Below are 12,895 nucleotides of genomic sequence, written 5' to 3' on the forward strand. Positions count from 1 at the left end.
GGTCGGCTCGATGAGTGGGATCGCGGAAGGTTGTTCTCGATGTCTCTGTCCGGCACCGCCCGCAAGGTGGGCGATCTAGCTTCCGGCGTCAACGTCATGCGTAAGCGCGGGCTGTTCAATCCGCTCCGCCTCGATCACGCCGCCAAGTCCGCGATCAATGTCCTGAAGTTCGGCCCGTTCGCCGGTGTGGTCATGCACGCCGCGCAGGGCACCCCCAAGGCCGCGGCCATTGTCGACGAGCGCGGTGAACTGACCTTCGGCCAGCTCGACGAGCAGTCCAGCGCGCTGGCCCGTGGCCTGGCCGCGCAGGGCCTGCAGCCCGGTGATGTGATCGCCCTGCTGGCTCGCGATCACCGCGGCATGGTGCTGAGCCTGCTCGCCGCCGGCAAGCTCGGCGTGCGCGCGGTGCTGATGAACACCGGGTTCGCCAAGCCGCAGTTCGCCGACGTCGCCGCCCGCGAAAAGGTCAAGGCGGTGCTGCACGACAGCGAATTCTTCGACCTGATGAGCGCCATCCCCGCCGACATTCCGCGGGTGCTCACCTGGGTGGACGCCAAGGACAACGCCGATCCCTCGATTCCGACCATCGAATCGGTGTCGGCGGGCCAGTCCACGGCCACCCATCCCGCGCCCGAAAAGCCGGGCGGCATGATCATCCTGACCTCCGGCACCACCGGCACGCCGAAGGGCGCGCCGCGCGACCGGGTCAGCCCGATCGCCTCGGCGCAGTTCCTGGACCGGGTGCCGCTGCCCCGGGGCGGCACCATGATCATGGCCGCGCCCATCTTCCACGGCACCGGCCTGTCCCAGTTCACCCTCGGGCTGGCGCTGGGCAACCGGGTGGTCTTCCAGCAGCGTCGCTTCGACCCCGAGCAGACCCTGGCGAACATCGTCAAGCACCAGGCGGATTCGCTGATCGTGGTGCCGACCATGCTGCAGCGCATCCTGGACCTGCCCGAAGACGTGCTGGCCAAATACGACCCGCGCACCATCAAGGTGATCTTCGCGGCCGGTTCGGCGATCGCGCCGGACGTGGTCACCCGTAGCCTCGACTACTTCGGCGACAGCCTCTACAACCTGTACGGGTCCACCGAATGCGCGGTCATGACCGTCGCCAACCCGGCGGAGCTGCGCAAGTCGCCGACCACCGCCGGTAAGCCGCCGGTCGGTATCCGGATCTCGCTGCTGGATGAGAAGCGTAAGCCGATCACTGCGCCGAACGTCACCGGAACCATCTTCGTGGACAACGGTTTCGCCTTCTCCGGCTACACCGACGGCCGCAACAAGGAGATGGTCGGCACCCTGATGTCCAGCGGTGACGTCGGGCATTTCGACGCCGACGGCCTGCTCTACATCGACGGCCGCGACGACGACATGATCGTCTCCGGCGGCGAGAACGTCTTCCCGCTGGAGGTGGAGAACCTGCTCGCGGGCCGCGAGGACATCTTCGAGGCGGCCGTGGTCGGCGTGGACGACCGCGAATACGGCAAGCGCCTGCGCGCGGTCGTGGTGCCCAGCCCGGAGTCCAAGCGGGACGCGCAGGAGCTCAAGGATTTCGTGCGGGCGAACCTGGCGCGGTACAAGGTGCCGCGTGAGGTGATCTTCCTCGACGAGCTGCCGCGCAACGCGACCGGCAAGCTGCTGCGCAAGCCGCTGATCGAGATGGAAGTCGACGCCTGATCGTCGAAACCCACAGCGCCCGTGCTCATTCCGAGTGCGGGCGCTGTTGTGTGACGGCGCTGAGTGCCGCCAGCAGCGCCCGGGTCGGCGGCGGGTCCGGCGGTTCGCCGTAGGTGGCGGCATAGATGTGGCGCGCGGAGCCCGGCACCTCGAAGGCCGCGACACCCGGATGCTGATAGGCCTCGAGCGCGAGCCGCGGGATCAGCGTCACCCCGACGCCGCTCGCGACCAGCGCCTGCTTGGTGGCGATATCGTCGGTGGTGCAGGCGATCTTCGGGGTGAAGCCCGCGTCGGCGCACACCCGGACCAGGTTGTCGCGTTGCCGCTCACATCCTGCGATCCAGCGCGTATCCCGGTGTGCGGCAACGGAATCACGATCGTCGCCGAGCCGGGTGAGCAGGCAGGTCGGGTCGTCGAACAGATAGCTCAGCCGGACGCCGGAGTCTTCGACAGCGTGTTCGTTGCGGTAGGCCAGCGCCACATCCACCTCGCCGACGCGCAGCATGTGCAGCGCCTCCGGCGGATGCGTGTCGGTCAATTCCAGCTCCAGACCCGGATGCTCGGCGGCGAGGCGTTCGGCGACGCGCGGCATCAGCATGAGCATCGCCGAGGCGAAAGTCGCCACCCGCACCTTGCCGGCGCGCAGCCCGACGTGCGCGGACAGTTCCATCGAGGCGATGTCGAGCCGTCCGAGGATCTCGGCGGCGCGTTCGGCGAGCAACCGGCCCGCCTCGGTGAGCCGGATCCCGCGCCCGGCCCGCTGGGTCAACTGCGCGCCCGTCTCGGCTTCCAGCCGGGCCAGGTGGTGGCTCACCGAGGGTTGCGAAAAGTGCAGTTCCCGCGCGGCGGCGGTGACCGAGCCGGTGCGGGCCACCGCGACGAGCACGCGCAGGCGTCCCACGTCCAACATCCATCAACGATATCTATGTTCTCCCAAGAAGATTGGCATTAGACCTATTGATTTCGAGCGCGCACGCTCGAAGACATGGAAATACTGACGCAGACCCGTCCCGGACTGTCCCGGCTCATCGACGGCATCCGGCCCGCCCTGCACGCAGGTGATCCGCACCGCATCGCGACCGCTGTCGCCGAGGTACTCCGGGCCCGCCACCCCCGCACCGACATCCTCACCGAAGACGAACGCCGCGGCTCCGAGGCCGGGATCGGACGGGTCTATCTGCATACCGAGGAGCAGTTCTCGATCCAGGCGGTTATCTGGCGGCCCGGGCAGGAGACCCGCATCCACGACCACATCGCGTGGTGCGCGTTCGCCGTGCTGCAGGGCGTGGAAGAGGAGACGCTCTATCGCGACGACGGCGACCATCTCACCCTGCTCGGGCAATCGGTGAACGGCACCGGCGCGGTCAGCGGCTTCGCACCGCCCGGCGACATCCACAAGGTGCGCAATCCTGGCAACGACACAGCGATCACGCTGCACGTGTACGGCACGGACCTCGGTGGCGGGCGCAGCAGCGTCCAGCGCACCTACGATCTGCCGGTTCGCACCAGGCCGGCTCGGACCTGAGCCGGTGCGAAATCTACGGACGGAAATTGCTGGCCAACCTTGATTTTCGCGGCTCTGTCCGGACGGGATTCCGCCGGTGAACGGTCGGTTATCATCAGCGGGTGAGTAGACAGTTCGGCCGGACCGCTGCGGAGTACCGCAGCGCCGTCGCGCGGGTGCGCGGCGGGGCGGCCGGATCGATCTCGGGGGCTATCTCGATCGCCGCGCACGGCTGGGCTTCCGGCGGGATGGCGCCGGGCGGCACCACCCTCGTGCTGCTGGCCGCGGCCTCGGCGGTGGTCGGGGCGCTCGTCGCGGGCATCTCGCCGTTGCGCGACACCGCGGGCGGATTGGTCGCCGCACTGGTCGCGGGTCAGTTGCTCGGTCACTTCACCATGGGCATCAGCTCCGGGCATATGCATCACGGCGATGCACAGCTGACTCCCGCCATGCTCACCGCGCACATCGTCGCCGCCTGCCTGGCCGCGTTCGTCATCCGCGGCGCGGAAGCCGCGTACCGGATCGGCACCGCCGTACTCGCGCGGGTACTGCCCGCGCGCTATCGCACGCCGGTCATTCCCGAGCCCGCCCCGTTGCGGACCACGCATCGGGACCACGTCATCCTGCGCATTCTCGCGGCCGAAACCCTGCGGACTCGGGGTCCGCCGCGCATCGCTCTCGTCTGAATTCCGCCACACCCGGTAACAGCCGACGTTGTCGTGCTGCGCCGCGCCTGAACGGCCTGCCCTCGGCCGGTACCGAAGCGCGCCCGGGTCTCCAACCCGACGAAGCGAAAAGACCGTGAGTACAACTGAAACTCTCCCCGCCGATACCTCGGCGTCCCCCTCCGACCCCGCCGGTCCGGGCAAACCCGCGACCCGCAACGGCCTGCAAGCCCTGGCGATGCGGCTGCACTTCTATGCGGGCGTGTTCATCGCGCCGTTCATCCTGATCGCCGCCGTCACCGGCGCGCTCTATGCGATCTCGCCGATCCTGGAGGACGTCACCTCGAAGGACCTGTTGCAGGTCGAGCCGCAGGGCACCCCGAAGCCGCTGGCCGACCAGGTCCGTGCGGCCGTCGCGACTCAGCCGAACCTGGCTCTGGTCGCGGTCTCCCCCGCACCCGGCACCGCGGATACCACCCGGGTCATCTTCAATGACCCGTCCCTCGGGGAGTCCGAGCGCCGCGCGGTGTTCGTCAACCCATACACCGCGCAGCCGGTCGGCGACTCCGTCGTCTACGGCAGCTCGGGCGCACTGCCGTTACGCACCTGGATCGACCAGCTGCACCGCAGCCTGCACCTCGGTGAAACCGGCCGACTGTACGCCGAACTCGCGGCATCCTGGCTGTGGATCATCGCGCTCGCCGGCCTGGTGCTCTGGTTCCGCCGGGTGCGCGGCCGCCGCAACCGGAACTCGGCGACGTGGCTGCTACGGCCGGACCGCTCCAAGGGTGGCCGCGCCAAGACCATGAACTGGCATGGCGCGATCGGCATCTGGACGGCGCCGGTGCTGCTGCTGATCGCGGCGACCGGCATGACCTGGTCCACCTACGCCGGCGCCAATGTCACCGAACTGCGCGAGCAGCTGAGCTGGGTCACGCCGTCGGTGAGCGCGAAGCTGCCCGGATCATCCACGCCCGCACCGGCTTCCGGCGGCGATCACCAGCACGCCGGCCATGAGATGCCGAAGCCGGAGAACCCGGAGCAGCGGATCGGCCAGCTCGATGTCGTGTACGCCGTGGCCCGCGCCGACGGCGTCACCCAGGGTTCGGAGATCGCCATTCCGGCCAAGCCCGGCCAGGCGTTCGTGGTGAAGGAACGGCGGCTGCCCGGCACCTACACCGTCGACGCGGTCGCCGTGGACGGCAGCACCGGGCAGGTCACCGACCGGCTCGCCTACGCCGATTGGCCCCTGATGGCCAAGCTCACCAACTGGGGCATCGCCTTCCACATGGGCCTGCTGTTCGGCCTGCCGAACCAGCTGCTGCTGCTGGTGGCGATGGTCGGGCTGATCTTCGTGATCTGCTACGGCTACCGAATGTGGTGGCAGCGCAGACCCACCCGGGGCGGTTCGGCGTTCGGCCGGGCGCCGCGCCGAGGCGTGCTGCGCAAGACCTCGCCGTGGATCACGGTGCCGCTCGTCGTGGCGGCCGCCGGTATCGGCTGGTTCATACCACTCGTCGGCCTCAGCCTAGTCGCCTTCCTGGTCGTCGACGTGCTCGTCGGTCTGACGCAACGCGCACGCCCCACCTCCGCGTAACTCCCCCCACCGCCCCAGTACCTCAGGGTGAACGCCGAGCGAAGCGAGGCAAGCCCGAAGCAGTGCGGCACCGGGGAAGCGAAGCGCCCCCGGTGCCCCTCCGGACTCAGTAGGCGGGACGAAAGCCGAGCGCCAGCGAGGCTTCGTCCCGACTACTACTCGTCGGATTCCACCGGCACCTGATCCGGGACCACCGGCCGGAGCGCGGCCCAGCCGATGAACAGCAGTCCGGCGGCGAGCATGCCCAGACCGGCCCACAGGTTGATGTTCCAGTCGCCGGTCTTGGCCTTCTCCGCGGCGGTATTGGCGACCAGCCCGGTGATGGTGAGGATGATGCCGTAGAGAGCCAGCAGCGCGCCGACGATGGTGCGGATGTCGAAAAGCATTGCGGGACTCCTTTATCCGGCGAGCACGTTGAGGACGATGACGAGTACCAGCGCGATCCCCGCGAGCAGGACGGGGCGCTGGTACCAGGGCAGCGAGGCCTGTTCCGGGTCGGTGCGCATCTCCTCGGGAGTTTCGGAGTACACCAGGCCGACCAGCTCGGCCGCGGGCTTGGGCTGCGTCACCATGGTGACGGCGACGCTGACCACGATGTCGACGGCGAAGGCGACACCGGCGGCCACGAAGCTGGCGCCCTGGCCGGACAGGGTGAACACGCCCGCCTCGTGCATCAGGAAAACGGTTACGGCGGACAGCGTTCCGCAGACCAAGCCCATCCAGCCCGCGGTCGGCGTCATCCGTTTCCAGAACATGCCGAGGATGAACGTCGCGAACAGCGGGGCGTTGAAGAAGCTGAACAGTGTCTGCAGGTAGTCCATGATGTTGCTGAAGTTGCCGGCGATCATCGCGGTGAAGATCGCCGCGAAGGTGGCGCCGACGGTCGCCATGCGCCCGACGGTCAGGTAGTAGTGATCGGGTTTTTCCTTGACCACGTACTGCTGCCACAGGTCGAAGCTGAACACGGTGTTGAAGGCGGAGATGTTGGCCGCCATACCCGCCATGAACGCCGCGAGCAGACCCGCCAGGCCGACGCCCAGCAGCCCGTTCGGCAGCACCTCTTTCATCAGGTACAGCAGCGCGTCGTTGTACTTGACGTCTCCGCTGTAGTCCGGATCCGCCGCCTTGGCCTGCTTGAACTCCGCCATCTGCGGCACCAGCACCGCGCTGATCATGCCGGGGATCACCACGATCAGCGGGATGAACATCTTCGGGTACGCGCCGAGGATGGGTGTGCGCCGCGCCGCCGAGATCGAGTGCGTCGCCAGGGCGCGCTGCACCTCGACGAAGTTGGTGGTCCAGTACCCGAACGACAGCACGAACCCGAGCCCGAACACGATGCCCAGCACCGACAGGAAGTTGTCGGTGAATCCGCTGAGCTCGTTGCCCGGCCACGAACTCAACTGTGCCGAGCCGCCCGGTGACCCGGAAACCTTGTCCTTCAAGCCGTCCCAGCCGCCGACCCGGTGCAGACCGACCAGCGTCAGCGGCAGCAGCGCCGCCACGATGACGAAGAACTGCAGCACCTCGTTGTAGATCGCGGCCGAGAGCCCGCCGAGGGTGATGTAGGACAGCACGACTACCGCCGCGACGATCACCGAGATCCACAGCGGCCAGCCGAGCAGCACGTTCACGATGGATCCGAGCAGATACAGGTTCACGCCCGCGATGAGCACCTGCGCGATCGCGAAACTCAGCGCGTTCACCAGATGTGCGCCGGTGCCGAACCGCCGGCGCATGAACTCCGGCACGCTGCGCACCTTGGAGCCGTAGTAGAACGGCATCATCACCACGCCGAGGAACAGCATGGCCGGCACCGCGCCGATCCAGAAGTAGTGGAAGGTCGGGAACCCGAACTGGGCGCCGTTGGCCGACATTCCCATGATCTCGACCGCGCCGAGGTTCGCGGAGATGAACGCCAGACCGGTCACCCACGCGGGCAGCGACCGCCCCGACAGGAAGAAGTCGATACTGCTGGACACCCTCGACCTGGCCAGCAGGCCGATCCCGAGGACGAACACGAAGTACAAGGCGACCAGCGCGTAGTCGACCGGCGCGGCGTCCAGCCGCAGTTGCCCGTCGGCCAAAAACTGTCCAGTCGAAGCGGTTACGTTCACGGGTGAGTCGGCAAGCGGCACAGCGTCGTCCCTCCTGGCGGTGAAACCTGGCGTCGAGCATGGTCCTGCGAGTGCGGTTCCCGCCGGACATTCTCGGCTGCCATCTACTGTGCGCGCCCGCGCCGCGCCGCAAGACCACATTCGGCGATAAAGCTGGTCAGTTGGTTAGTGACGCCCGGGACGGTCCCGCGCCGTTCGAACAACCGTCCTATGACGTGACCAATCCCACACGAAAACCCTACGGCGGCAACGGTATCGGAGCCGTCCCCAGCGACACGCCGGGTGAGCATTGGATTCTCCGAGACCCCGCGCGGGATCGCGGATCGTGACGCAGAGTCAATTTGACGCAAAATCGACCTGCAAAATGGGTCGGATGTTTCAGTGGGAGGGCACTATGATTCACACAACCCCACGCAGCGGCTTACTCGGGCTGCAGTGGATCGATCGACGACTACGCCCGCCCCTCGGCCGGATACGCGCCGCACATACCGGCGTGCCCTCCGACGACGGGGCGCCACTGACGATCGAGATCGGCGCCGCGACCGGGGTCGGGCCGACGATGATGTCGGCTTTCGATGCGGCGCTTCGTGAGCTGGGAGTGGGTGATGCCAACTTGATTCGGCTGTCCTCCGTGATCCCGCCACGCGCCGTGCTCGAACGCGGTGAACGCGTACGCAAGCCGATCGCATGGGGTGATCGGCTTTACTGTGTCTATGCCGTACAGCATGCGACCGAGGTCGGGGTGTCCGCGGCCGCTGGAATCGGCTGGGTCCTGCGTGATGATGGTTCCGGCGCAGGGCTTTTCGTGGAGCACGAAGCGGAGACACCCGAGGAGGTCGAGCATTTGATCCGAACCAGCCTACACGATATGACCGCTAATCGCCCCGAAAGCTTTGGGCCCGTTCAGCTTTCGATCACCGCGACGAGGTGCGCCGGGGACCCGGCCTGCGCGTTGGTGCTGGCGGCCTATCACACGACACCGTGGAGCTGAGATGGTCGAACCCGAGCCTCGAGTCACCATCGAGACCGAGATTCCCGAAGACCAGATCGAGCAGTTCGCCAAGCTCTACGAGGACGCTTTCGGCCCGATGCGTACCCGGGCGGTCGCGCGGCAAGTGTTGCATCCCGAGGAATTCCACGCCGAAATGGTCGACCCCCGCATACAAAAACATGTGGCGCGCAACACAACCGGCGAGCCGATCGGTCTCACTACGCTGACCCGGCATCTGGAAACAGTGCCGTGGATCAGCCCGGATTACTTCCGGGCGCGTTTTCCCGAACACGCCGCCCGAAACGCGATCTACTATGGGGGTTTCACTCTTGTGACCCCAAGTGCACGACAAGGGGCCACATTTCATGCCATGATCAAATCAGTTGTCCAGGTTTTGGTGGCCGAGCGCGCCGCGGTCGGTTGGGACATCTGCTCATACAACAACACTCACCGATCGATCATCGACCGCATGCGGGCGATGGGCGACCGGCTGGCGAACGTCGAAGTCGCGGTGGAGGATTCTCAGACCTATTACGCCGCGCTGTTCACCGAGGACGGAGCGACCAAGGGGGGCTGATGACAGTCAGCGAAGAGCAAGCGACGAACGAACCAATTTTCTTCGGAATGCCCTGGTGCGCGCTGCTTCTGGTAGGCGCATCCGCGATGATCGCCCTGCCGCTGGTCATCGATTCCCAGGCCCTGGCGTTGCTGACCGTGCTGGTCGTCGTCGGGTCCGCACAGGTCATGATCGCGATCGGGCTGCGGCGGCACCGGCCCGCCCAACCGCTGCCCTGGTACCTGCTGTTCGTATCGGCAGGACTGTCCGGCGTGGGGACCGCACTTCGCGAATTCACCTCGGATTCAGTGAGTCCGTTCGACGATTTATTCACCCTGGCAGGGTATTGCGGTATCGGGGTCGCCGCGACGCTCTGGCTCCGGCCGCGCCAAGTCCGCGGAAATTACGATCTGCTGCTCGATTCCGCGCTGATCGGACTCGGCGCACTCCTGGCGTCCTGGACATTCCTGATCTCACCAATCCTGCAAACGGGCGCGAACACGGCCGATACCGCCGCCGCGGCCATCTATCCGGTGCTGGACGCGTTGCTACTCACCCTGGTCGCGCATTCGGTGGCCACCTCGGCGCGGTCGGATACCTCCCTGCGGCTACTGCACGTCGCGCTGTTCGCCATGCTGGTCGGCGATCTCGGCTACAGCCTCGACACCGTCGGCACCGCCACCTTCGGGCACGAGGTGCTGGTAACGCCGCTGCTGATCGGGTACGCGATCGGCGGCGTCGCGGCACTGCACCCGACGATGACCTACATCGGCGGCCAGCGCCGGATCCACCCGCATCATTCCCGGCAGCGGGCCAGTTTCATCGCGGTCGCGCTGATCGTGGCATCCCTGGTGCCGGTGGTGGGTTCGGGCCTGGGCACGGTGGACCGGGTGGTGGTGTCGTCGTTGTTCGCGCTCTTGCTCATCGGGGTGCTGGTGCGCAGCGAGCGGGCGATCCAGCGCAGCCAGCGCAGTGAACGCCGCGCGCAATACCAGGCCGACCACGACATGCTCACCGGCCTGCTGAACCGAGCCGCACTGCTGCGCGCCCTCAACCGCAACAGCGAGCACTGGGCCGGGCAACCGCTGTGCCTGCTGTTCATCGACCTGGACGGCTTCAAGGGCGTCAACGACAGCTACGGGCACGCGGTCGGCGACGAGCTGATCGCCAACGCCGCCTCCAGGATTCGGCGGGTGGTGCGCCGCGACGACGTGGTCGCCCGCTACGGCGGCGACGAATTCGTGGTGCTGGCGCCGCTGGGACGGCAGGAGGCCGCGATGCTGGCCGAACGGCTGCTGGGCGCGTTCGTGCGGCCGTTCGAGTTGAGCGCCGGTGAGGTGCCGATCACCACCAGCGTCGGCATCGCCTGTACCGGCCCGCGCACGTCGGATGCGAGCATCTACGACTTGATCCGGGAAGCGGATTCGGCGATGTACCACGCCAAGGAGTACGGGCTGGGGTACGCCTTCCACGACGATATGCGCCACACCGCCACCCCGGCGAGCACCTGGAAGACCCAGCAGCCGGTCAGTCGCCGTGGCGTCGCGACACCGGCGCCGGCACCCGCGGAAGCCGGGCGCCGGAGTTGGCGCCCGGCTTCCCGGACAACGAGTACCGCGGTCTAACGCTCAGTGAGCCGACACTCAGTCGGCGAGTTCGTCCAGTAGCCGACGGGCCTGTTCGAGTTCGGCCTGTAAAGCGGCGACCTTCTGTTCCTGCACCTGCCGGGCCGCGTCCAGAATGCCCGAAACCACCTCGGCGACTTCGGGATGCAGGATCTTGGCGGCCTGGGCCACCGCGGAGCTCTGCACCGGCAACCCGCGCACCGTGCGCTTCTTGCCGTTGATCACCTCGACGGTCCATTCGCCGTCGGAGGTGCCGTTCAGCGTCACGGTGACCTCGGGGGCCTTCGCCTTGCGGACCGCGGTGGACTTGACCGGCTTGGCGGCGGCCGGTTTCGCGGCAGCCTTGGCATCGGTGCCCGATTCGCCCGATTCCGGCTGCGCGCCAATCGGTTTCATGATGTCTGCCACCGGGGCGGGGGCGGGCTGGTTCGCAGCGCTCGACATGGTCGACGGCTGGGTCACAGTGGATTCCTTCCTGGTTGACTTCGGCTGAGCAGTTCTCGAGCTGGCCGCCTTCTCGGGATTACGCGGCGGCTTGGTCAACGTCACTTCGGTGGGAGAGAAGGACAGTACATCTTTCGATCCGGTCGGGCGGACCTGGAGAAAATCTCCGTCGGCCGGGTCGCCGAGCGCTATCACTTTGCCGGACCGGCCCTCCGGCACGCCGACCGCGGCAGCGGTGAACCACACCATCGGTGGACGGCCGCCTGCGATGTCCGAGGCGATCTGTTGAATCTCCGTGTCCGACAATGGCTTGGGCTTGGTCCTGGGGGACGGCATGATGCACTCCGAGCGGTTTGGTGACTGACTGCGGTTCGTCGTGAAGGGCTGCGTGCACAGATGATGCCGCACCGCACCGACAGATTTGCACCGCGTTGCCGAATCGAGCATTCGCACAGCTGTCCGAAGAGTTGCGCACGCACATATCCCAAGCTTCAGCAAACTCTCAGTTACATTCAAGCCATCGTCCGACGTGAAGACAGCAGGAGGAGTTCCATGCGCAGAATCGCCGGCGTCACACCCCTGGTCATTGCCGCGGTCGTCTCGATCCCGGCGTGCGAACGGGACCAGGACGACGCCGTCGTGCCGGCCGATCTGGTGGGCCAGCACGACATCGCGACCGAGCACGGGGGAACCACGGTGGCGCCTACGCCCGCACCGGTTATCCCGGTCGCGATCGCGAACTGCCAGCGCCGGCGCGAGGTTCGGCCTGCCGCGATCGTCCTCACCTGCGCGGACAACAACATGATCATCGATCGGATCACCTGGGACAGCTGGACCGACACCGGCGCCTTCGGCCGCGGCATGGAGTCGCGCAGCGTGTGCCATCCGGATTGCGCCTCGGCGCCGCGGCAATCGTTCCCGGTCGCCATCGAGCTGACGATGCCGCTCGACGGCATCTTCACCACCCTGACCAAAACCCCCGATGGCGGCGCCCCGGAGGTCCTGCCACTTTCCGGCTAACGCGGTGCTTGTAAAGCGGGGAACCAAATATCGGTGAGCACCTCGGCCGCCTGCGCCGCGGTGACATCGATCGTGCCCTGCATGGCCCAGCGCGTGAAGAACCGTTCCAATTGGGCCACAAGCAGTTCCACGCGAAGCCGGGCCTCGTCTTTGCGGTCGGCGGGCCAGCGCGCCAGATACGAGGTCATGGCATTGGGCAGCGCGAGGATGCCCTGCTTGGCGATCTCCCGGAACTCCGGCTCCAGCGCGGTGGCCTCATCCCAGGCCGGCAGTAGGTCCTTGTATTCCTGGAACCATTCGATGGCGCGCGTCATCCAGGCGACGAACTCCGCGCGCGAACCGGTGTCGAGTACCCGGTCCAGATCCTCATAGAAGTGCAACGCGCTCGGCGCGGTGCTCTGTTCGGCTACCGCGCGCAGGATGTCGAGCTTGCCGGTGAAGTGCAGATAGAAGGTGGCACGGCTGCAACCGACGGCGGCGGCGATGTCGTCGACCCGGACAGACGCGTAACCCTGGCCGCTGAACAGGGCTTTCGCACCCTCGATCAACTTGGCTCTGGTCTGCAGTTTCTGTTCGTCGCGCAAGCTCGCCTTAGTCACACTGGACATCATGTCACTCACTAGACAGCGCGTCTAGCCAGTGTTACTTTGTTGCCTACGTCACTCCGGGACCAACGGCTCTCGGCGACGGCAGCTT

The 12,895-nt window shown here is 66.9% G+C and carries 13 protein-coding genes; 8 read left to right on the top strand and 5 right to left on the bottom strand.

Annotated elements, in window-relative coordinates; translation table 11 throughout:
- Nucleotides 1-39: 39 nt before the first annotated feature.
- On the top strand, nucleotides 40-1,680 hold the full coding sequence (locus IBX22_RS10355; protein ID WP_194815076.1) for an acyl-CoA synthetase: 1,641 nt from the start codon (nucleotides 40-42) through the stop codon (nucleotides 1,678-1,680).
- Nucleotides 1,681-1,705: 25 nt separating this feature from the next.
- Here IBX22_RS10355 and IBX22_RS10360 read toward each other — a convergent pair whose 3' ends face one another.
- Nucleotides 1,706-2,590 (bottom strand): LysR family transcriptional regulator, encoded by an 885-nt coding sequence (locus IBX22_RS10360; RefSeq protein ID WP_194815077.1) that lies wholly within the window; start codon nucleotides 2,588-2,590, stop codon nucleotides 1,706-1,708.
- A gap of 75 nt (nucleotides 2,591-2,665) precedes the next feature.
- Between IBX22_RS10360 and IBX22_RS10365 the strand changes: the two genes are divergently transcribed.
- The 3 genes from IBX22_RS10365 (at nucleotide 2,666) to IBX22_RS10375 (ending at nucleotide 5,446) form a co-directional block, all read left to right on the top strand.
- Complete coding sequence (locus IBX22_RS10365; RefSeq protein ID WP_228538283.1) at nucleotides 2,666-3,205, top strand: cysteine dioxygenase family protein; 540 nt, start codon at nucleotides 2,666-2,668, stop codon at nucleotides 3,203-3,205.
- 101 nt (nucleotides 3,206-3,306) lie between these two features.
- Nucleotides 3,307-3,870, top strand: coding sequence for a hypothetical protein (locus IBX22_RS10370; RefSeq protein ID WP_194815078.1), 564 nt, complete (start codon nucleotides 3,307-3,309; stop codon nucleotides 3,868-3,870).
- A gap of 115 nt (nucleotides 3,871-3,985) precedes the next feature.
- Nucleotides 3,986-5,446 (top strand): PepSY-associated TM helix domain-containing protein, encoded by a 1,461-nt coding sequence (locus tag IBX22_RS10375; protein ID WP_309234519.1) that lies wholly within the window; start codon nucleotides 3,986-3,988, stop codon nucleotides 5,444-5,446.
- Nucleotides 5,447-5,601: 155 nt separating this feature from the next.
- Here IBX22_RS10375 and IBX22_RS10380 read toward each other — a convergent pair whose 3' ends face one another.
- Both IBX22_RS10380 and IBX22_RS10385 read right to left on the bottom strand, forming a co-directional pair.
- Nucleotides 5,602-5,832 carry a hypothetical protein gene (locus IBX22_RS10380; RefSeq protein WP_194815079.1) on the bottom strand — a complete coding sequence of 77 codons (231 nt, stop codon included), beginning with the start codon at nucleotides 5,830-5,832 and terminating at the stop codon, nucleotides 5,602-5,604.
- Between the two features lie 12 nt (nucleotides 5,833-5,844).
- Complete coding sequence (locus tag IBX22_RS10385) at nucleotides 5,845-7,533, bottom strand: sodium:solute symporter family protein (protein ID WP_228538284.1); 1,689 nt, start codon at nucleotides 7,531-7,533, stop codon at nucleotides 5,845-5,847.
- 424 nt (nucleotides 7,534-7,957) lie between these two features.
- Between IBX22_RS10385 and IBX22_RS10390 the strand changes: the two genes are divergently transcribed.
- The 3 genes from IBX22_RS10390 to IBX22_RS10400 are packed head-to-tail and all read left to right on the top strand — an operon-like array spanning nucleotide 7,958 to nucleotide 10,735.
- Nucleotides 7,958-8,554, top strand: a complete 597-nt coding sequence (locus tag IBX22_RS10390; RefSeq protein ID WP_228538285.1) for a pyruvoyl-dependent arginine decarboxylase — start codon at nucleotides 7,958-7,960, stop codon at nucleotides 8,552-8,554.
- 1 nt (nucleotide 8,555) lies between these two features.
- Nucleotides 8,556-9,131, top strand: coding sequence for a hypothetical protein (locus IBX22_RS10395; RefSeq protein WP_194815080.1), 576 nt, complete (start codon nucleotides 8,556-8,558; stop codon nucleotides 9,129-9,131).
- Entirely contained in the window at nucleotides 9,131-10,735 is a 1,605-nt protein-coding gene (locus IBX22_RS10400) for a GGDEF domain-containing protein (protein ID WP_194815081.1), read from the top strand. Before IBX22_RS10395 ends, IBX22_RS10400 begins: the two co-directional genes overlap by 1 nt.
- A gap of 18 nt (nucleotides 10,736-10,753) precedes the next feature.
- Here the strand turns inward: IBX22_RS10400 and IBX22_RS10405 are convergent, their stop codons facing one another.
- Nucleotides 10,754-11,515 carry a DUF6319 family protein gene (locus IBX22_RS10405; RefSeq protein WP_194815082.1) on the bottom strand — a complete coding sequence of 254 codons (762 nt, stop codon included), beginning with the start codon at nucleotides 11,513-11,515 and terminating at the stop codon, nucleotides 10,754-10,756.
- 216 nt (nucleotides 11,516-11,731) lie between these two features.
- On the opposite strand from IBX22_RS10405, the gene IBX22_RS10410 reads away from it, so the two are divergent.
- On the top strand, nucleotides 11,732-12,199 hold the full coding sequence (locus IBX22_RS10410; RefSeq protein ID WP_194815083.1) for a hypothetical protein: 468 nt from the start codon (nucleotides 11,732-11,734) through the stop codon (nucleotides 12,197-12,199).
- Here the strand turns inward: IBX22_RS10410 and IBX22_RS10415 are convergent.
- Nucleotides 12,196-12,807 carry a TetR/AcrR family transcriptional regulator gene (locus IBX22_RS10415; protein WP_228538702.1) on the bottom strand — a complete coding sequence of 204 codons (612 nt, stop codon included), beginning with the start codon at nucleotides 12,805-12,807 and terminating at the stop codon, nucleotides 12,196-12,198. The two genes, IBX22_RS10410 and IBX22_RS10415, sit on opposite strands and share 4 nt — an antisense overlap.
- Nucleotides 12,808-12,895: the final 88 nt, after the last annotated feature.

Origin of the sequence: Nocardia sp. XZ_19_385, assembly GCF_015355755.1 — a bacterium.
Taxonomy (GTDB): domain Bacteria; phylum Actinomycetota; class Actinomycetes; order Mycobacteriales; family Mycobacteriaceae; genus Nocardia.